Consider the following 19,782-nt stretch of genomic DNA (forward strand, 5'->3'; position numbering starts at 1 on the left):
CTGGGACCAGTTCAACGCCTCGCCGCCGCCGGGCGCGCACTTGCGCGTGCATCCGATCCTGCATTGGACCGAGGCCGACATCTGGGCCTACACCAGGCGCGAGAACATCCCGATCATCCCGCTGTATCTTTCAAACAACGGCAAGCGGTATCGCTCGCTCGGCGACGAGGACATCACCTTCCCGGTCGCCTCGCTCGCTTCCAATATCGACGAAATCCTCGCCGAGCTCGAAAGCACCAAGGTGCCGGAGCGCGCCGGACGCGCGCTCGATCACGAGACCGAGGATGCGTTCGAGCGCCTGCGTGTGTCCGGTTATCTCTGAGTTGAACTAAGGGGTCTGTTGCGATGAATATCCAATTGTCCCACCGCGAAGCTGCTGCCGCCGACTTCATCGCGCCGGTCGCTCCCGCTCCTAGCACGGCGCGCGCGCAGGTGCGCATCGTCATCGTCGGTCATGTCGACCACGGCAAGTCGACGCTGGTCGGTCGGCTCTTGCACGAGACCGGCAGCCTGCCCGACGGCAAGCTCGAGATGCTGAAAGCGGTCAGCGAACGACGCGGCATGCCGTTCGAGTGGTCGTTCCTGCTCGACGCGCTGCAGACCGAGCGCGACCAGGGCATCACTATCGACACCACGCAGATCCGTTTCCGCACGGGATCGCGCGACATTGTCCTGATCGACGCGCCGGGTCATGCGGAGTTTTTGCGCAACATGATTACCGGCGCCTCGCAGGCCGATGGCGCGGTGCTGATCATCGATGCACTGGAAGGCGTGCGCGACCAGACGAGGCGCCACGGCTATCTCCTGCATCTGCTCGGCATCAAGCAGGTCGCGGTCGTCGTCAACAAGATGGACCGGGTCGATTTTTCGCCCGCGCGTTTCAAGGAGATCAGCGACGAGATTTCCGCCCATCTCACCGGCCTCGGCGTGACGCCGTCGGCCGTGATCCCGATCTCCGCGCGCGATGGCGACGGTGTCGCTCTGCGCACGCCGCGGATCGGCTGGTACAACGGTCCGACCGTGGTCGAGGCGCTGGATGCGCTCGAGCCGGCGCGGCCGCTCGCTGCGCTGCCGCTGCGCCTGCCGGTGCAGGCGATCTACAAATTCGATGACCGCCGCATCGTCGCGGGCCGTATCGAGTCGGGTCACCTCGCCTCGGGTGATGAGATCGTCATCATGCCCGCCGGCAAGATTGCAAAAATCAAGTCGGTCGAAAGCTGGCCCGTCAGGCCCGTCAAAGGCAAGCAGGGCGCCGGCCGCTCGGTTGGCATCACGCTCGACCGCGAGCTGTTCGTCGAGCGCGGGGACATCATCGCTCATGTCGGAAAAAGCCCGCGCGACACCCGCCGCCTGCGCGCCCGCATTTTCTGGCTGCACGACAAGCCGCTGTCGAAGGGCGACCAGATCCTGGTGCGCCTTGGCACGCGCGAGGCACGAGCGGTCGTGGTTGCCATCGAAAAAGCGGTCGATCCCGGCGAACTATCGAGCAGCGAGAACACGGCGATCGCGCGCAATCACGTCGGCGAGATCGACATCTCGCTGGCGCAGCCGATCGCGGCCGACGCCTATGCCGACAACCCGCGCACCGGCCGCCTCGTCATCGAGGTCTCCGGCCGCATCGCAGGCGGCGGCCTCGTGCTGTCGGTCGATGCCGGGCAGCGCGCTATCCCCGTCGATATCGTGCCGGTGGAATCGGCGCTGCGTCCGGACGAGCGCTCGGCGCGCTATCGTCACAACGGCGCGGTGATCTGGCTCACCGGACTGCCCGGCGCCGGCAAGTCGACGCTGGCGCTTGCGCTGGAACGACGGCTGTTCTCCCGCGGCGGCTCGCCGATCCTGCTCGACGGCGACACGCTGCGCGCAGGGCTGAACGGCGATCTCGGCTTCTCGCCGAAAGATCGCAGCGAGAACATCCGACGCCTTGCGGAAGTCGCAACGCATCTGGCCAAGAACGGTCACATCGCCATCGTCGCCGCGGTTTCGCCGGCGCGCGAGGACCGCGCCGCGGCGCGCCGCGTTGCCGACGAACTGTTCCGCGAGATCTATGTCGCAACGCCTGCCGAGGTTTGCGAGAGCCGCGACCCCAAGGGCCATTACGCCAAGGCCCGCGCCGGCGCGCTCGCAGGATTTACCGGCATCGGCAACGACTACGAGGCGCCCGCGCACGCCGAATTGACCCTCAACACGTCCAACCGCTCGGTCAGCGACACCACCGACGAAATCGAGCAGATGCTGGCGGAAACCGGCGTCCTGCTGCGGGAACTGGTCGATCTCGCCGCGAATATTTGAGGCTCCCAAGGGGAGCCTTCGGGCCTTCTCACGAGCCCTGCTTTGGCGCTAAAAGGGCCCTGAAAAAGCGCCCTTCGGGCGCGTTTCTTGCTGTCCTTATTTCCTGAAAGACAGCACTTCCCTCGCCGTTTCCTGCCAAGAAAGCCCATCATGCAGCGTGTCACAGCCCATGGATTGAAGATCGCCCCTGTCCTCCACGATTTCATCGCCAGGGAGGCGACGCCGAAGACCGGGATCGATCCCGACGCATTCTGGGCGGGGCTGGCCGCGATCATCCGCGACCTCGGACCGAGGAACCGCGAGCTGTTGAAGGTGCGCGACGCCCTGCAGGACAAGATCGATGCCTGGCACCGCGCGCACAAGGGCAAGTTCGACCTCGATGCCTACACCGCGTTCCTGAAGGAGATCGGCTATCTCCTGCCCGAGCCTGCGACGGCAAAGGTCGAGACCGCCAAGGTCGACGAGGAGATCGGCAGGATCTGCGGGCCGCAGCTCGTCGTTCCCTTGACCAATGCGCGCTATGCGCTGAACGCGGCGAACGCGCGCTGGGGTTCGCTCTACGACGCCTTCTACGGCACCGACGCGATCCCGCACGATCCGAGCGAAACCGGCCGTGGCTACAACAAGGCGCGTGGTGACAAGGTCATCGCGAAGGCAAAGGCGTTCCTGGATTCCGCCGCGCCGCTCGCGACCGGTAGCCACAGCGACGTCACCGCCTACAGCGTGATCGCGGGCCAGCTCTCCGCGAAACTGAAAAGCGGCAATGTGGCCACGCTGAAATCCGCCGCGCAATTTGCCGGTTACCAGGGCAGCGCAGAAGCGCCCTCCTCCATCCTTCTGGTCAACAATGGCCTGCACATCGATATCCAGATCGACCGCAAGCATGTGATCGGCAAGGACGATCCGGGCGGCGTCGCCGACATCATCCTGGAAGCAGCGATCTCCACCATCCTCGACATGGAGGACAGCGTCGCAGCCGTCGATGCCGAGGACAAGGTGCTGGTCTATCGCAACACGCTCGGCCTGATGAACGGCACACTCTCCGCCGATTTCGAGAAGGGCGGCAAGAGCATGACGCGGGCGCTCAATGCCGACCGCGTCTACAAGACACAAGCGGCCGGCGAATTGACGCTGCATGGGCGCAGCCTCTTGCTGATGCGCAATGTCGGCCATCACATGTTCACCGACGCCGTGCTCGACGAGAAAGGGGCGGAAATCCCCGAGGGCATTCTCGATGCGGCGGTCGCCGGCCTCCTTGCGATCCACGATCTCAAGGGCCACTCCAACGTCAGGAACAGCCGCACCGGCTCGATCTATATCGTCAAGCCGAAGATGCATGGCCCCGACGAGGTCGCGCTGACCTGCGAGATCTTCGCCCGAGTTGAGAAAATGCTGTCGCTGCCGGCGGACACCATCAAGGTCGGCATCATGGACGAGGAGCGCCGCACTACGGTCAACCTCAAGGCCTGCATCCAGAATGCGTCCAAGCGCATTATGTTCATCAACACCGGCTTCCTCGATCGCACCGGCGACGAGATCCATACCTCGATGGAAGCGGGCCCGATGATCCGCAAGAACGACATGAAGGCGCAGCCCTGGATCAAGGCCTATGAAGACTGGAACGTCGACATCGGCCTGATAGACGGCCTGCCGGGACACGCCCAGATCGGCAAGGGCATGTGGGCCGCGCCCGACAAGATGGCGGACATGCTGGTGCAAAAGCTCGGCCATCCGCAGGCCGGTGCGACCACGGCGTGGGTGCCTTCGCCGACCGCCGCAACGCTGCACGCGCTGCACTATCACCAGGTCAACGTGCTGGCCCGCCAGCAGGAGCTCGCCAAGGGCGGCCAGCGCGCAAAGCTTTCCGACATCCTCACTATTCCGGTGTCGCGGTCGAACTGGGCGCCCGACGATGTCCGTCAGGAGATCGACAACAACTGCCAGGGCATCCTCGGCTATGTCGTGCGCTGGATCGATCAGGGTGTCGGCTGCTCGAAGGTGCCGGACATCCATGACGTCGGGCTGATGGAAGACCGCGCGACCCTGCGTATCTCGAGCCAGCATCTGGCGAACTGGCTGCTGCAGGGCGTCGTCACCAGGGATCAGGTGATGGAGTCGCTGAAGCGCATGGCGGTCGTGGTCGACAAGCAGAACGCCGGCGATCCGCTCTACAAGGCAATGGCGCCGTCCTTCGACGGCGTCGCCTTCAAGGCCGCCTGCGACCTCGTCTTCAAGGGCCGCGAGCAGCCGAACGGCTATACCGAATACATCCTCACCGCGCGCCGCCGCGAGGCGAAGGCGGGTGCGAACTGATCTTCGCGTAGTGAGGACAAGGGCCGGTCCCAGCGCCATTGCAATGACAAGCGTCCATAGTCCCGCGGCACGAAATGCCCGGGTGATGCATCATTCGTCGCCCTCGATTGAAGAGGAGGGCGCAGGGAATGCCGGGTGCCGTTGCACCCGCGAGCCTCGTGTGCAGCAAATGCGCTAGGAACGCACACGAGTCAGCTACAGGTACAACCGAACACACTCCGGCATTCCCTGCGCGATGGTTTACGGCTTATACGTGGTCTCCCCGGAGTACCGGGCTTGTTAGCCTCCGTCACCTGCGAGCTCGTCACTCGCAGGCTTGATCCCAGCGTCGGGGGATCAGGACCGCACGATTTCGCTACGTCCGCCTCGATGCCGCTCGTCTGGCGACATCAACGCGTCCACCGCTCCCCGCTTCCAACGTCCGTGACGATCGCGATACGCCCCTCCTGGTGGAGGCGGGATGCGTGGAGATAATCATGAAATTCCGAAAAACGGAAGATAAATATTTTTGCAGGAGGGGCTTGACATGTTTCTGATTAAGAGAAGTGACGGGTACTGATTTGCCCGACGACGACCAAAGTCATTGGCCAGTCAGCAGGAGTATTACGATGACAGTGCACTCAATTGACGCTTTGCTCCCCGGCGGCTTGGTGACCCGCAGGCAACTAAGTGTGCTGGACTGTCACCGTGATTCCGTCACCGTAATTCCGGCCTGTCGCAACGACTGTCCCGTCCACTCAGTAAGCGCCTTGTATTCCGCCGCTATGATAGCTGTCGGTGCATTGTCCTGCGCCAAGAGTTCGGCCACGCACAAGAACACGCCGATCACCGCAAGGCACATCAGGTCAAGCATTTCTACCACGTCGGCATCCTGAACCACGGGGCTTACGTCAATGCCTGGCGCGCCATCGGCGTTCGGTGGATCATAATAACGGTTCAGCGCCTCAAGAGAGGGATGTGCATCCCACGATAGGTGCTGATAAAACATATAGGACTCGTTTTCCGCGCGGTCACACACGGTCTTCGGGTCGAGCGTTGGCGAATCCTCATATTGCTTATTGTCGCGCATCCACTGGCGCAGTTCGTCGCCACCTACTCCCTTGAAACCACTCGTCGTCGAGAAGATAGTCTGCGCACGCATGCGCTTGTGCTTCATCTCGTGCTGAACCATTGACGTGCGGAATTTGTCGCCCTCCTTGACGAGTGCGCCTATCCAATACCAATTTTCAAAACAGCACCGCGCGATGACCTTAGCTTCAACGATTTGACTGCCCTCTGTTAGGGCGATAGCAGCTTTCAAATTGCTCAAGGTCCGGGCAAGTAGTAACAACCCAACGATACGGATATCGGCCGCGCCTTTTTCGGTGACCTTAATTGACGATCCACCGAAGATGTGCATGCCGATGGGAAGCAGACGCTTCGCAAAATCTAACCATTTTGCAGCGAGTTCTGCATCATTCACCTTTGAGTTAGGTTGCCTCATTTCCCTGCTCGTGCTGTCTCGACCTGCTAGCGGGAAGAATGTAACCACCGCCTGTCGGTGTTTGTCGGGTGTTCGTATGGTAGCGATGACAGAATTGAGTAAAGCACTGCTCGCCAAACCCATTTTCATAAGTGATCAGGCCCCACAGATACCAATACAACAACGCCGAATTAGGACGTCCCGGTCCACCTCTCACCATTTCGCAATCAATAGAAAGGATCCCGACAGGCGCGAGAATGCTTGAACCGAGCGATGGCGGCCTCCAGTCGGGATCGTCGCTTGCGGTCATATCGATGAACCAACGAATATTGGTCGCGGGCAGCTTGCCAACATTGCGGATGAAGACGTGGCCCATAAGATCACCCGTCCCGATTTGCTCGATATCGCTCCCTCGTGTGCTGATGTAAGCGCGCTGGAGAATGCGCGTGTCCTTCGCTTGATGATCCGCAATGTCGCGCGTTACACGCCACAGCGTTCTGGTGGACCACCAGAGGGCCGCCGTGAACACAGCAAGCAAGAAGTTGAAAAAGACCAACAGCGAATCACTGAGTTTGACTGAGTCGATCTCGACTTCACCATGAAACAACGGCAGCGCGAACGCCATCCCCATGCTGAAAACTGCTACCGTGAGAAGGCAGCCGATAAGAATATCTGGGAATCGATAATTCATGCCCAAACTCAGGGCGAGCGGCGCGAAGCCGCCCGCCAGCCTTGAGATCGATCTATCCAGTCCGCCCGACACGCTGCGCGGCTTCTTGCTTGCTGCCGACGTGCGTCACTTCGTTGAGCACATCGCTGACGCGGCCCGAGTTAATGACGTAAGCCGCTGCAATCTCATGCTGAAACTGCCCGGCCCAATGACGCAGCCAAACATCAACAGCTTCTTCGAGCGTGAACTTGGTTTTACGGGGATAGTTGTCTTGAACGACGCGTTTAGCCAAGGTAGGCTCCTGATGTGGTTGTGGGGGAGACGCGAAAGCGCCTCCCGATGAGGCACCACAGAAAGCCGAGCGCGCCCTGCAAAAGTGTGCTCGGCTTTTCCATGTTCGCAATTTGCGAAACGTGCAAATCACGCCAGTTCATAGAACGGCGGATGGAACGCTAATTCAAGGGATCGTAAGCAGGTATCCACCCTTTGCGATGAAAATTTTTTAAGACCGCGTTCTCGCGCTAGAAACGCGCAGACCCTTCGGAAGGGTCTTTCATTAAAGCGATATCAACGGCTTGCGCGACGCTGCGTCAATTGTGCGTCAAAAAAAATGACTGACAGATGATGCGCAAAATCAGCGTGCTGTATCGCTCCTAAGAAGAAGCGCCCGGCCATCCGCCCTCCGATCGCCGCAGAAGGGCTGGACTGACGGCTGCCGGGCAAACCGTTCGCGGTCTTCTTCTCGGCGCACGGTGTCTTGGGTGGGTGGCAAAGGCGGGTTTGAGACCGCTTCTAAACCGGATTCGCGCATCGCTCCAATTGATTGACTTGCCGTGCTTCGAAACTAAGGTGACCTCGCATTGAGGGACCGATTGCATGACCTTGCCGATGAGCTGGACTGAATGGGCGCAACACGACGGGGTCGCGCTGGCCGCACGCGTCCAAAAAGGCGAGCTCACCGCTCGGGAACTAGCGCGTCAAGCGGCCGCGGCAATCGCAAAAGTCGATCCGGCGCTATCGGGCGTGGTTGAAGTGTTCGAGGACGCGATCGCCGATCCGGGCAAGGACGGCACGAATCTCGAAGGGCCATTTGCCGGGCTGCCATTCCTGATGAAGGACCTCGGGCCGACGATGAAGGGGCGCCTGCAGGAAATGGGGTCGCTCTTGATGCGCGGCAATCGCGCCGCGTCCGACACTTTCCTGACCTCGAAGATGCGCCACGCCGGGCTCAACCTGATCGGACGGACCACCACGCCGGAGTTCGGCGTCTGCAGCTCGGCCGACAACCCGGCGATCTACGTCACCCGCAACCCGTGGAACACGGACTACACCACCTGCGGATCGTCCGCCGGCAGCGCCGCGATGGTTGCCGCGGGCGCTGTGCCGATCGCGCATGCGACCGACGGCGGCGGCTCGATCCGCATTCCTGCCGGCGTCAACGGCAATATCGGCCTGAAGGTCTCCCGCGGCGTGTTCTCGCTCGCACCACATCTATCCGATTTGAGCGGGCTCGTCTCGATCCAGGGCTGCCAATCGCGCTCGGTACGCGATACGGCCGCTTTCGTCGATCATTGCCGCGGGCCAGCGCCCGGCGAGTTCATGCCGTTCTGGAGCGCGGCCGAGCCCTATGTCGAGACGATCAAGCGCGATCCGGCCCCGCTCAAAATCGCGCTCTCGCACCAATGGGGCGATTTTCGTGCGACGCCGCATATCGCAGCCGAGCTGGAGAAGGTCGGGCGCTTTCTCGAAGGGCTTGGCCATCGCGTGGACTACGCCTTGCCCGATCTCGACTATCGTGCCGCCTTTGATGCGCAGACCGCCTGCTACATCAGCAATTTCGCCGTCGTCATCGGCAACATGCTGGCAGCGCGCGGGCTCGAGCGGCCGCCCGCCGATCTCGTCGAGCCCGTCAACATCCGGATCTGGGAAGCGGGACGGCATACGTCATTTGCCGAGAGAGCACGCATGCAGGCCGTCTTCAACACCACCTCGCGCAGCTTCGGCGCGTTCTTCGAAGAGTGGGATATCATCCTGACGCCGATCACCGCGCTGCCGACGCCGAAGGTGGGCACGACCGAATACTTGACCATCAGCGACAATCCGTCGGTCCTGGACTGGTTCGGCAATCTCTGGCGCAACTTCGCCTTCACGCCGCTCGCCAATCTCTGCGGCATGCCGGCGATTTCGCTGCCGCTGGCGACCCATCAGCACGGGCTGCCGCTCGGCATCCAGGCGATCGCGAAGCAGGCCAATGACGGACTTTTGCTGCAGCTTTCGGCCCAGATCGAACGGGCTATCGGCGGTCAATGGAATGCCGGGCGGAAGCCGGGCGCGCACGTGACGAATGCCAGGGCCGGAAGCTGACCTCTTGCGAGACCCGCATGGAGGAGGGACCGGACAGATGTGGCTCAGCTAGAACACCGCGATGTATTTCAGCAGCGATATCACGCCGAGGATGATGACGATGACGCGGCAGATTTGCCTGGCGCGGGCGTCGATCGGCAACATGTTGATGAGATAGAGAACAAGGATGATGACGAGGAAAGTGACGAGAACGCCAATGAGCATGCAGGCCCCCTGTTGAGCGCATTAGTCTTTCGTTAACCCGTGACACTGTTAACGCGGCTCCGGCGGCCCGGTTCCGAATCAGGAACCCTTTAAAAATCGAAGTTTTTTCAAGCCGCCGTCCGTAATTATACCCAAACGCAATGCCTAAAATTTTACCCTTTTTGGGCCAAATGGCGTCCGCATTTTTCGGGGGCCATCATGCTCAACAGGTTGACCGTTGCCGCATTGCTCAAGGCGGTGATCCTGATCACCGCGGTCATCACCGTCGTCCAGTTTTCGCTCAGCGCCTGGGAGTCCTGGCAGCGCCTGCGGGCCTCGAACCGGATCGCGCTGATCGCCGACGCCTCGGCGAGCATGTTCAAGGCCATGGATCGCCTTCGCAGCGACCGCGCCACCACCAACCGCGTCCTGCACATGGACGACAAGCTCGATAGCAAGATCGACAAATACATCCGCGGCCTGCGCGACTCGGAAATGCCAGCCATGGCCCACGCGCTGGAAGTGCTGCCGGCCATCGGATTTGCGCAGCAGGAGAATCTGGTCGGCGATTTCGACCGTCTCTACAAGACGGTGATCGGCCAGCAAAAGGAATTCTGGGAGGAGATGGACAAGCCGAAAGCGTCGCGGCGCGTCGCCCTCGGCAAGGAATATCTGGAGTCGGAGACCACGCTGCTCAAAACGCTGGACAAAATTTCCGGGATCCTGGCAGCAGAGATCAATCATCAGGACCCCACGATCGACCAGCTCCTGATGATCAAGCAAACCGCCTGGCTGCTACGCAACACCGCGGGCGAAACGTCGCTCCTGGTTTCCAACGGATTGGCAGCCGGCAAGGTGGCGCCGGACGTCCCCAAGGCCTACGCCAAGCTGGTCGGCGGCACCGAAATCGCGTGGAAGGCGCTGGAATTGGCGACCGGGGGCATGCAGCTGCCCCCCGCGCTTTCCGAAGCCCTCGCCAAGACCAAGTCGGTCTATTTCGATCCGCAATATCTTGCGACGCGCGACCGCCTGATGGCGGCGCTGGCCAGCGGCGACAAGCCGGAGATGGTCGCCAACCAATGGAGCCCCTATACGGTGTCCCGCCTCGCCGCCGCCGTCGGCGTTGCCGAGGCCGCGCTCGAGGCGGCCAAGATGCACATCGCCGACCAGCATTCGCTGGCGCTGCGCTCGCTGATCCTGCAGCTCGGCTTCCTGATCGCCGCGGCCGCGCTCGCCGCGGGAGCGCTGACGATCGTCGGCCGCCGCGTCATCCACCCGCTGTATACGATGCGCGACGCCATGCTGAAGGTCGCCGCGGGCGAGCTGACGGTCGAGACCGGCTACACCGGGCGGCAGGACGAGATCGGCGGCCTCGCTTCCGCGCTCGAAACCTTCAAGCACCAGGCCGAGGACAAGCTCAAGATCGAGGCGCAGGAGCGCGAGCGCAATGCCGGTGCGGCTGCGCGGCAGCGCGCGATCGAGGCCTATGTCTCCGAGTTCGAGGGAAGCGTGCACCGGACGCTGCAGCAGCTCGGCGAGGCTTCCGGCGAGATGCGCAAGACCTCGGCCGGCCTGTCGACGGTATCGCGCCAGACCAATACGCGGGTCGAAGTCGCCCAAAAGGCTTCGGGCGAAGCGTCGATGAGCGTTGAAAGCGTGGCGTCGGCAGCCGAGGAGTTGAGCGCCTCGATCAACGACATCAGCCAGCAGGCGGCGCATGCGGCAGGTATCGCAAGCCGAGCGGTGGATCAGGCTGCCAAGACCGACGACACGGTGCAGGGGCTTGCCAAATCGGCAGGCCGCATCGGCGAGGTGGTCGGCCTGATCAACACCATCGCGGCGCAGACCAATCTGCTCGCGCTGAACGCAACCATCGAAGCCGCACGCGCCGGCGAAGCGGGTCGCGGCTTTGCCGTCGTCGCCTCCGAGGTCAAATCGCTGGCGAGCCAGACGGCGAAGGCGACCGACGACATTTCCGAGCAAATCGCCGACATCCAGAAGGTCGCGGGCGAGGCCATCGACGCGATCAAGGGCATCGGCTCGATCATCGGCGAGGTGAACGAGGTTGCGACCGCGATCGCGGCCGCGGTGCAGGAGCAGGGCGCCGCGACCCAGGAGATCACGCGCTCGACGCAATATGCGGCGCAGGGCACCAAGAACGTCTCGGACAACATCACCGGAGTCAAAGCCGACGCCGATGCGTCGGCCGCCGCCGCCGAGAACGTCAAAGGCGCCAGCCAGACGCTGGAGACGCAGAGCCAGCACCTCGGTGACCAGGTCACCGACTTCCTCGGCAAGATCCGCGCGGCGTAACCGGCGCGCCGTTGCTATTCCTTCGCCACCACGGGCACGCGCTTGAAGCGCGCGCGGATCGAACGCGGCAGCGGCGTAAAATTCGGATCGGCATGCCTGCCCGATCCGGGATGGGCGATCATGAGGCCATCGGAAGCGGCGACGATGTCGCCGCGGTGCAGCGTTGGGTCGTTCTCGATTGAAACCGGCGCAAGCCCCGCCTGGTTCTTGCCGTTGCAGGTGCAGCCCGCGACCATCTCGGTGCGGTATTTGAAGGCATTCGGCAGTCCAGAATAAGGCTCTCCCGTCGACGTCACGGCATGGTCGATGTCGCTGCCAAAGACCACATCGGTCTTGCTCGCCGGGCAGAAGCTGTTGCAGTTGCTCTGGGCGTCAGGTCCCGTGATCGGGAAATAGCGCCCGTCGCAACCGCGCACGCACCACGCCGGGCCACTGCTGAAAGCCACGCGCGGGCGCGGTGCTTCCATCGGCTGACCTTCCTGGCCGAACGGGAGCATGATGGGCGCCCTCGGCATAGGCGGGCGGAAGAAGCCGCCAAACAGATTGGAGAAGAAGTCGCCGGCCTGCGCCGGGGGCGACAGGCTGCCTGTGGTCAACAGCAGCGCCAGGCCGATCACCGCTTGCCATCGCATACGCATGACGGCCTCCCGGAATTTGCCGGCCTCAGTCGACGCGTGCGGCCGCGACATTCACGGCCTCGCGGCCCTGTGCGCCCCGCGCCTGCAGCGGCGCGTTCTTCGGCAGCACCACGACCCTGGTGCCGACATTGACGCGGCTGAAGAGATCGGTGACGTCCTCATTGGTCAGGCGGATGCAGCCGGAGGAAACGAACTTGCCGATGGTGGTGGGATCGTTGGTGCCGTGGATCCGGTATTGGCTCGAACCGAGATACATGGCGCGCGCGCCAAGCGGATTGCCGGGGCCGCCGGCAACGAAGCGCGGCAGATAAGGCTGGCGGGCGATCATGTCGGACGGCGGATACCAGTCCGGCCACTCCGCCTTGCGGCTGATGGTTTGCACGCCGGACCAGGTAAAGCCCTGGCGCCCGACGCCGACGCCATAGCGGATCGCGCGCCCACCACCGAGCACGTAATAAAGGAAGGTGTTGCCAGTATCGATGATGATGGTGCCCGCCGCTTCGCGGGTCTCGAGATGCACGATCTGGCGGCGCAGCCGATCCGGCAGCAGGCTGTCCTCGTCCTGCGGTGCGGCATCACCACTCGCATAGCCTTGCGGGAACGCGCCCGGCTCCGCCGGCGCATAGCCGAGCGATTGCGCGTTGGCTGCGGAAAGGAGCGAAGATGCGAGAAGCATTGCGCCAGCGAAAGCAAGCGCGCTCGTCGACGAGAGCCGACGACTGACTGAGCTGTTCTGTGTCATGTGGCTGCCCCATCGGATGCGCATCACGCAGATGCTGCGAAAGCAACGCGATCGAACCGCCGCGGTTCCAGCGCACGCCGTTGCGCACACGCATCTGTCAAGTTCAGCGAGTCTCACGTCTGCGCGATGGAACCTTCGCCTGGCCGACGGATTATCGTCAGCGTTCGGAAGGCGCGGCTTCGCGGCCGCTCGTCTCGTTCGCCCTTTGCAGGGGGAGATTCGTCGTGCGTATCCTTCCCGCCGAACGTCCGCTTCCCGGCGCGGGCGCCAGTTCGCCCCTGCCCGATAGTTCGAGCGAACAGCCGCCGGTGATCCGGCGGGCGGAGGTGGTCGCGTTTGCGCTGGTGGCGCTGCTCGTCATCTGCATCGTCGCCGTGCTCTATTTTGCCAAGGCCTTCTTCCTGCCGGTGGTGATGGCTTTCGTGATCGGCACGATGCTCTCGCCGGCGGCAAGCTTCCTCGAGCGTTACCGGATTCCGCGTGCAATCGGCGCGGTCCTCACCGTCGCTGCGGTCGGCGCGGCTGCGTCCTTCCTGGTCGGTCTGATTTCATCGCCTCTGGTGGAATGGAGCACGCGGCTGCCCGAGCTCGGCGCGCGACTAAAGGACAAGCTGCATGCGCTCGATCCGCTGCTTTCGCTTTGGCAGGATCTGCAAAACCTGGTCGGCGGTCATGACGCGCTCGCGAGCTTGCAGATACCGAAATTCGACTGGGTGCAGCCGACCATCGAATTCCTGTCGCCGACGTTCACTGAATTCCTGCTGTTCTTCGCGACCCTGATCCTGTTCATCGCGAGCTGGCGCGACCTGCGCCGCACCCTGATCCTGACCTTCACCAATCACGACGCGCGCCTCAGGGTGCTGCGCATCCTCAACGAGATCGAGGTGCATCTCGGCGGCTATCTGCTTACCGTCACCGTGATCAACACCGGCGTCGCGATTGCGACCGGCATAGTCTGTGCGATCGTGGGTATGCCGAATCCGGCGGGGCTTGGCGCGGTCGCCGGGACGTTGAACTTCATTCCGATCATCGGACCTGTTGTCACGTTCGCGATCCTGGTCGGCGTCGGCATCATCGCGCTGCCGACGCTCAGCGCCGGGCTGATTGCACCGCTCGCCTTTGTCGGAATCGCCTTCATGGAGGGTCACTTCATCACGCCGACCATCATCGGCCGCAGGCTGTCGCTGAACGCGCTGGCGGTCTTCCTCGCGCTCGCATTCTGGACCTGGCTGTGGGGACCGATGGGCGCCTTCCTGTCGTCGCCGCTCTTGATCGTCGGGCTGATCGTCAAGGAGCATCTCGCCCCGATCAATTCGCCGCAGCTCCCGGCGGATTGAGCCGGCTCGGACATGGAACCTTCGCCCCCGGCGCCGCGTTTTTCAACCGAAGCGTTAGCAGCGTTTGGGAGCTTTTCGATGAATCTCGCTGACGAAGCCACCTATCAACGTCTTGAGAAGGATGTGATCGCTGTCAAGAACGATATCGCTGCCTTGACCGGCCAGATCACCGACGCGATCAACACCTTTGCGGGCCAGACCAAGAAGAAGGCACGCGCCAATGTCAATTCTGCGATTGAGGGAGCCTCCGAGCGCGGCAGCGCCATGCTTGGCGCGGCGCAGGACACCGCAGTCTCCATCGAGGAGACGCTGGAGGATGTCATCACCCAGCGCCCGCTCGCAACCGTGGGGCTTGCGCTTGGCCTCGGCTTTCTGATCGGCGTCACCTGGCGCAGGTAAGATCACGCGGCGCGGTCAAGCGTGCCTCGGTCAATAGCTGCGATCTCAAATGCGGAGAGCGGTCATGGTCTCCCGGACAGACGAGCGAAAGTCCAAGAAACCCAATTTCTTGACCGCCTGGCGGCGATGGCGGGCGGCGGTCGCCTTTGTCGAGGCGCTCTATAGATCGAGGCGGCTTGATGTTGCAGCGTATCGTCGATGAGGTGAAGGACTCGACCGGCACGGCGTTGCGGCAGACCTCGCTTGCCGCGATAGCCGTGATCAGCCTCTTCGTCACCATGGCCTTTCTCTGCGGCGCCGCTTTCGTTGCAGTGCTCGACCGCTATGGCCCGATCGAGGCCTGTCTTGCAGGCGCGGCAATCTTCCTCATTGTTGCGCTGATAGCGGCGTGTATCTATCTGGTGCGCAAGCGCCAATTCGAGGCCCGCGCCGCCGCGCGCGCCAGGGCCGCCACGACGAGTCTGCTCACCGATCCCGCGCTGATCGTGACCGGCATCCAGATCGTGCGCGCGCTGGGTGTCAAACGGCTGGTCCCGATCCTCGCGCTCGGCGGCCTCGCCCTCGGTTTGATGGCAAGCCGCACGTCCGCGGGCGATCAGACGCCCGCGGAATAATCCGATCCGATTTTCAGCTCAGGTAACGCAGCGGCCGGGCTCGAGGCGCTTGGCGATGTCGGTGAGCACGCTGACAACAGGCTCGCAGGCCACCGTCGGCTTCTTCGCACCGGACCGAAGCTGGACGGGGCTCGGCGCGGAGCTGCTCCGCGCTTCATGCGACGCTGGAATGCGCACCAGCACGGAGGTATCGGGAAAGCGATCGACATGGATCGAAATGGTCTGCGTCGGCGTAACCGGTTCCGCAACGATCGGGGCGCGGTCGGCTTTCGCGGCCCGATTGACGCCCTGATCCGGCATCCCGGCCGTCCGCATGCCTACCGTCAGGTCTTCGCCGGCGGCGAATTGCACTGCACCACATGTCATCGCAACGGCGATGACGCCGAAAATTCCCTTGCGTAGGTGTGACATAGCTGGTCCCTCGCCTGCTGGCGATCGGTGACTCAAACGTTAGTCACACGAGCCGAGTTCTCGGACGGGCTGATCACATAACCGTGTCTGAAATTATTTTTGAGCGCGTTGGAACGACTTGTAGCGCTGCGAGTCATCCCGGCAGCCGGTTATTCCCCCCTGCCCCATTGACCGGCGATGTAGGGCGCGGCTGTGGTGATGCCAGCCGCGCCCTGCTTTTTTGCCTGCGCTCGGCACGAAACAAAAATCCGGCGCGCCCCGTCGGACGCGCCGGATCAAACTTGGATTCAACAACCCCGGTTCAGGACGCCGCCGCCCTCGGGGCGCGGTTGCGGGAATTGCGCTGGAAGAACAGCGCCTGGCTCGCCACCGCCGACACCATCGCGGGCTGGAAGGGCTTGGAGATCAGGAACGCCGGCTCGGGGCGCTCGCCGGTGAGGAAGCGTTCGGGATAAGCCGTGATAAACACCACCGGCACCTCGAAGCTGCGCAGCAATTCGTTGACGGCGTCGAGCCCGGACGAACCGTCGGCGAGTTGAATGTCGGCGAGGATCAGCCCCGGCTTCCGGTTCTTGGCCAGCGCCACCGCGTCCGCGTGGGTGCGCGCCACGCCGATGACGTTGTGGCCGAGGTTACGCACCAGGCTTTCCAGGTCCATGGCGATGAAGGTTTCGTCCTCGATGATCAGAACATCGGTCGCGATCTCGGCCGCCATCTCGCGGCCCGCCACGTCCGCAAGCCGCCGCGTCTCGGCGACATCGCTCCCGAGGATGTAGGCAACCTCTTCCTCCGGAAAGCCTTCCAGCGAAAGCAGCAGGAAAGCCTGGCGCGGCAGCGGCGTGATGTTGGACAGCCGGCGCTCAGGCGGCATCGGCAGCGTCGTGATGTCGGCGTCGTCGTTGATCGAGACCGAATTCCAGATCCGCGTGAACAGCCTGAACAGCCCGGCGCGGGCTCCGTACTTCTCGTCGAGCAGCGCGGGATCCTGCAACAGGGCTTCCAGCATCGCGGCAACATAGGCGTCGCCAGATGTCTGGCTTCCGGTCAGGGCGCGGGCATAGCGGCGCAACAGCGGCAAATGTTCAGCAACAAGCTGTGATCGGGTCATCCCCACTCCATCCGTCTTGATCCACCTCGGGCCATGCTGCGACGGGGGTGGCTCCTCCCCCTAATCGGACGTCTACGCATTACGCAAAGAAAAGTTCCATTCATGCTCGGAACTTTTCCCTTGCAGTCGCATTAGGTTCCTTACGGAAGTCCTCGAAAACCAGAAATTGTTGGACCTACAGGGACTTAACTCACGGGGAAACGTGGAACAGGTCATGAAGGATGTAAAGTCTCAAGCCAGCAAGAATCCGGCGCCGGGAAAGCAGGGTGGCCTCAATGCCGAAATCCAGTCAAGAATCGGCCACCAGCTTCGCGCCATGTATGACGACGTTGTGCGGCAGGGAGTGCCCGAACGTTTCGCGGAATTGATCCGCAAGCTTGATGTTCCTCCTGCCTCACCCCAAGTGGGCAATACCGGCGGTAACACGACCAACGAAGATGGGAGGGACTAATGCCTCTCACGGATGCCCTTCGCAATGACATTCTGGCTGCAGTACCGAGCTTGCGTGCATTTGCGATCTCACTCAGCGGTAATGGCGACCGCGCCGACGATCTCGTGCAGGAGACGCTGCTGCGGGCGCTCGCCAATATCGACTCGTTCCAACCAGGCTCGAACCTGCCGGCGTGGCTGTTCACGATCCTGCGCAACTTGTTTCGCTCCGACTATCGCAAGCGGCGGCGCGAGGTCGAGGACGCCGAGGGCAACTATGCCAAGACGCTGAAGACGCAGCCTGCGCAGAGCGCGCACCTGGAATTCGAGGAATTCCGCGCCGCGCTCGACAAGCTCCCGCAGGACCAGCGCGAGGCTTTGATCCTGGTCGGCGCGTCCGGCTTCTCCTATGAGGACGCCGCGACGATCTGCGGCTGCGCGGTCGGCACCATCAAGAGCCGCGTCAACCGCGCGCGCTCCAAGCTCGCAGCCCTGCTTTACGTCGACGGCGCCGAGGATTTCGGACCCGACGAGACCGTGCGGGCGGTGATCGGCGGAAACGGGTAAGGCCTATCCGCCGCCGGTCGCCGCGTCCAAACGAGACCTGCGGGCTGCGCGAATGTTCGTCAGACGTCAGGCTCGCTGAGCGCAGAGCCGTGATAAATCGCTACAGTGTCATCGAGCGTTATTTGACCGGCCGCACCGGCGCGGAGAGCTGCTCGGTACGGTCGCGCTCGTTCATGTCGACGACGGTCTCCATCGGCGCGGTCAATTCGTAGACATAGGACACGTCGGTGAAATAGCGCTTCGAGGTGCCGCCCAGCGCTTCCGGCGCGACGCGGTCCAGCAGAATCAGGCCGAAATCGCTATCCGGCCGGCGCGTCGCCTCGCTGGTGTTGAACTCCTCCCAGCGGAACGTGAAGATCGTGCTCGGCGTCTCGCCCATCACCTCCCACTTCGCAACGATGTGCGGATGCTTGCCTACCAGCGACAGACCCTCGTCGGAATGCGAGGCAAGCTCGAAGAAGAGGAGCGACAGGCTCTGCGCGGCACGCGCGGAGACGGCGATGTCGGGACCAGAGACGGCAATGCGGTCGGCATGCGGGATCGCACGCGCCTCGAACAGCCCTCTCAGCTTGACGCCCTGCCATTGGCTTTCGCTGAGCAGCGAAACCACGTTCGCCATCGCATGGATGCGCCCGATCAGCAATTCGCGCGCAACGTCGACGTCGGAGCCGTGGCGCAAGGTGCGCGTCACGATCGACTGAATCACCGCGAGAATGTTCTTCACCCGGTGGTTCAGCTCGTCGATGACGGCGGTCAGCCGACGCTCGAAGCCGATGCGCACCTGAATCTCGCGGCTGAGCCTGAAATTGTTGTAGACGACATAGCCGAACAGGCCGCAGACGATGCCGGTCAGCGCGAGCCCGATCGCGCCGACGATGGCGGCGGTCTGCTCGGCGCGCTTGGTCGCATTGGTTTTGGCGTAATAGACCAGCGACCAATCGCGGTTGCCGAAGGTCACGGTCCGCACCGCCGACGGCACCGGTCCGTCGGTCGCGACCTTGCGCGAGCTCACGACGCCGCGATCGTTGGCGACCAGCTCGGCGCCGTCGGCACGCGGATCCTTCAGTGCGACCGAGAACAGCGACAAATCGTCGTTGGTCAGCATCAACGGCCCGAGCTCGTAGGAAAACGTCACGAACCCAACTGGTTCCGAGGCGCCTTCCAGCATCACCGGAGCGGCCAGCACGAGGCCGGTCACCCCATTCGGCCGCGACAGGTCAATGGGATCGGACGAGACCGGCTTGCCCTCCGTCATCACCCGCGACAGCATGGCGCCGACGGCAGGCGAATCGTCGAGCGCGCGTCCCGCGAATGTTCGGGTCACGGCGTTGCGCGGTTCGACGTCCATCAGCACGTCGATGTTCTTTCCGATGGCGCGAGGATCAAGCGGCTTGTCGTCAAAGTTGCGGACCGTCGGATTGGGAAATCCGGCGGCGGCCAGCGCCTTGCTCGCCACCTCGAAATCGGCGGGCTTCAGCCGTGCAATCCAGGAAGCGATCACGAAATCGGTCTTGAAGGCATAGATCGCCGAGCGCAGTGGCTGCAGCATGTTGGCCTTGACCATCGACGGCGCGCGAAACAGACCGGAGGCGACGCGCGCCAGGAGTTCGCGTTCCGTCAGGCGGTCCTGTACCAGGCTCGCATGAACGTCGATCGCGCGGGCCAGCGCGATGCCATCCAGCGTCAGCTCTTGTTCGTGGACCCGATAGGCGGCAAGCCCCGAGAGCAGAGCTCCGATCAGTGCAATCAAGCCAATGATGAAGCCCAGCCGAACCACTCGTTTACTCTGGTGTGACGGGTTGGCGGAGACCTGGGTTACACATCGATGATCCGGGAGGAAGGCAATAATTCAGAACGCAATGAAAGCCAACCGGGGGATATAGTGATGGAGCCATCTTGAATGCGCAACTACAGCCGGCTTCGAAGCTTAACGGGATCGGCGC

General features: G+C 62.9%; 19 protein-coding genes. 10 read left to right on the forward strand and 9 right to left on the reverse strand.

The annotated features are described in order from the left end of the window. From VKR55_RS19085 to VKR55_RS19095, 3 genes are all read left to right on the forward strand, one after another. On the forward strand, window positions 1-322 hold a 322-nt coding region (locus VKR55_RS19085), incomplete at its 5' end, for a phosphoadenosine phosphosulfate reductase domain-containing protein (RefSeq protein WP_324405656.1). Window positions 323-345: 23 nt separating this feature from the next. Beyond that, on the forward strand, window positions 346-2,289 hold the full coding sequence (gene cysC, locus VKR55_RS19090; RefSeq protein ID WP_324405657.1) for an adenylyl-sulfate kinase: 1,944 nt from the start codon (window positions 346-348) through the stop codon (window positions 2,287-2,289). Between the two features lie 150 nt (window positions 2,290-2,439). Continuing rightward, entirely contained in the window at window positions 2,440-4,602 is a 2,163-nt protein-coding gene (locus VKR55_RS19095) for a malate synthase G (protein WP_324405658.1), read from the forward strand. Window positions 4,603-5,284: 682 nt separating this feature from the next. On the opposite strand, the gene VKR55_RS19100 is transcribed toward VKR55_RS19095, so the two are convergent. The 3 genes from VKR55_RS19100 to VKR55_RS19110 are packed head-to-tail and all read right to left on the reverse strand — an operon-like array spanning window position 5,285 to window position 7,026. Then, window positions 5,285-6,085, reverse strand: a complete 801-nt coding sequence (locus VKR55_RS19100; protein ID WP_324405659.1) for a DUF5677 domain-containing protein — start codon at window positions 6,083-6,085, stop codon at window positions 5,285-5,287. Further along, the gene (locus tag VKR55_RS19105) at window positions 6,072-6,755 is read right to left on the reverse strand and encodes a hypothetical protein (protein ID WP_324405661.1); all 684 of its coding nucleotides are present in this window, start codon (window positions 6,753-6,755) and stop codon (window positions 6,072-6,074) included. The genes VKR55_RS19100 and VKR55_RS19105 overlap by 14 nt, the downstream gene beginning before the upstream one ends. A gap of 52 nt (window positions 6,756-6,807) precedes the next feature. Then, on the reverse strand, window positions 6,808-7,026 hold the full coding sequence (locus VKR55_RS19110; protein WP_324405663.1) for a hypothetical protein: 219 nt from the start codon (window positions 7,024-7,026) through the stop codon (window positions 6,808-6,810). 584 nt (window positions 7,027-7,610) lie between these two features. Between VKR55_RS19110 and VKR55_RS19115 the strand changes: the two genes are divergently transcribed. Further along, window positions 7,611-9,098 carry an amidase gene (locus VKR55_RS19115; protein WP_324405665.1) on the forward strand — a complete coding sequence of 496 codons (1,488 nt, stop codon included), beginning with the start codon at window positions 7,611-7,613 and terminating at the stop codon, window positions 9,096-9,098. A 48-nt stretch (window positions 9,099-9,146) separates the two neighbouring features. Here the strand turns inward: VKR55_RS19115 and VKR55_RS19120 are convergent, their stop codons facing one another. Further along, window positions 9,147-9,302 (reverse strand): Thivi_2564 family membrane protein, encoded by a 156-nt coding sequence (locus VKR55_RS19120; RefSeq protein WP_324405667.1) that lies wholly within the window; start codon window positions 9,300-9,302, stop codon window positions 9,147-9,149. Between the two features lie 198 nt (window positions 9,303-9,500). Between VKR55_RS19120 and VKR55_RS19125 the strand changes: the two genes are divergently transcribed. After that, a complete protein-coding gene (locus VKR55_RS19125; RefSeq protein ID WP_324405668.1) occupies window positions 9,501-11,594 on the forward strand; it encodes a methyl-accepting chemotaxis protein in 2,094 nt (697 codons plus the stop codon). A 14-nt stretch (window positions 11,595-11,608) separates the two neighbouring features. On the opposite strand, the gene VKR55_RS19130 is transcribed toward VKR55_RS19125, so the two are convergent. Then, entirely contained in the window at window positions 11,609-12,232 is a 624-nt protein-coding gene (locus VKR55_RS19130; protein ID WP_324405669.1) for a DUF2865 domain-containing protein, read from the reverse strand. 25 nt (window positions 12,233-12,257) lie between these two features. Beyond that, on the reverse strand, window positions 12,258-12,974 hold the full coding sequence (locus tag VKR55_RS19135) for a L,D-transpeptidase (protein ID WP_324405670.1): 717 nt from the start codon (window positions 12,972-12,974) through the stop codon (window positions 12,258-12,260). 224 nt (window positions 12,975-13,198) lie between these two features. On the opposite strand from VKR55_RS19135, the gene VKR55_RS19140 reads away from it, so the two are divergent. The 3 genes from VKR55_RS19140 (at window position 13,199) to VKR55_RS19150 (ending at window position 15,324) form a co-directional block, all read left to right on the forward strand. Then, a complete protein-coding gene (locus VKR55_RS19140) occupies window positions 13,199-14,311 on the forward strand; it encodes an AI-2E family transporter (RefSeq protein WP_324405672.1) in 1,113 nt (370 codons plus the stop codon). Between the two features lie 78 nt (window positions 14,312-14,389). Beyond that, window positions 14,390-14,710, forward strand: coding sequence for an ElaB/YgaM/YqjD family protein (locus VKR55_RS19145; RefSeq protein WP_324405673.1), 321 nt, complete (start codon window positions 14,390-14,392; stop codon window positions 14,708-14,710). Window positions 14,711-14,889: 179 nt separating this feature from the next. Continuing rightward, window positions 14,890-15,324 carry a hypothetical protein gene (locus tag VKR55_RS19150; protein ID WP_324405674.1) on the forward strand — a complete coding sequence of 145 codons (435 nt, stop codon included), beginning with the start codon at window positions 14,890-14,892 and terminating at the stop codon, window positions 15,322-15,324. Between the two features lie 18 nt (window positions 15,325-15,342). Here the strand turns inward: VKR55_RS19150 and VKR55_RS19155 are convergent, their stop codons facing one another. Then, complete coding sequence (locus VKR55_RS19155; RefSeq protein ID WP_324405675.1) at window positions 15,343-15,735, reverse strand: hypothetical protein; 393 nt, start codon at window positions 15,733-15,735, stop codon at window positions 15,343-15,345. 301 nt (window positions 15,736-16,036) lie between these two features. Continuing rightward, window positions 16,037-16,843: a response regulator gene (locus tag VKR55_RS19160; RefSeq protein WP_324405677.1), complete on the reverse strand. Its 807-nt coding sequence runs from the start codon at window positions 16,841-16,843 to the stop codon at window positions 16,037-16,039. A gap of 214 nt (window positions 16,844-17,057) precedes the next feature. On the opposite strand from VKR55_RS19160, the gene VKR55_RS19165 reads away from it, so the two are divergent. After that, complete coding sequence (locus VKR55_RS19165) at window positions 17,058-17,294, forward strand: NepR family anti-sigma factor (RefSeq protein ID WP_324405678.1); 237 nt, start codon at window positions 17,058-17,060, stop codon at window positions 17,292-17,294. After that, window positions 17,294-17,839, forward strand: a complete 546-nt coding sequence (locus tag VKR55_RS19170) for a sigma-70 family RNA polymerase sigma factor (RefSeq protein WP_324405680.1) — start codon at window positions 17,294-17,296, stop codon at window positions 17,837-17,839. Before VKR55_RS19165 ends, VKR55_RS19170 begins: the two co-directional genes overlap by 1 nt. A gap of 118 nt (window positions 17,840-17,957) precedes the next feature. On the opposite strand, the gene VKR55_RS19175 is transcribed toward VKR55_RS19170, so the two are convergent. Next, window positions 17,958-19,616, reverse strand: coding sequence for an HWE histidine kinase domain-containing protein (locus VKR55_RS19175; RefSeq protein ID WP_324405681.1), 1,659 nt, complete (start codon window positions 19,614-19,616; stop codon window positions 17,958-17,960). Window positions 19,617-19,782 lie beyond the last annotated feature (166 nt).

The organism is Bradyrhizobium sp., from assembly GCF_035309285.1.
Taxonomy (GTDB): Bacteria; Pseudomonadota; Alphaproteobacteria; order Rhizobiales; family Xanthobacteraceae; genus Bradyrhizobium.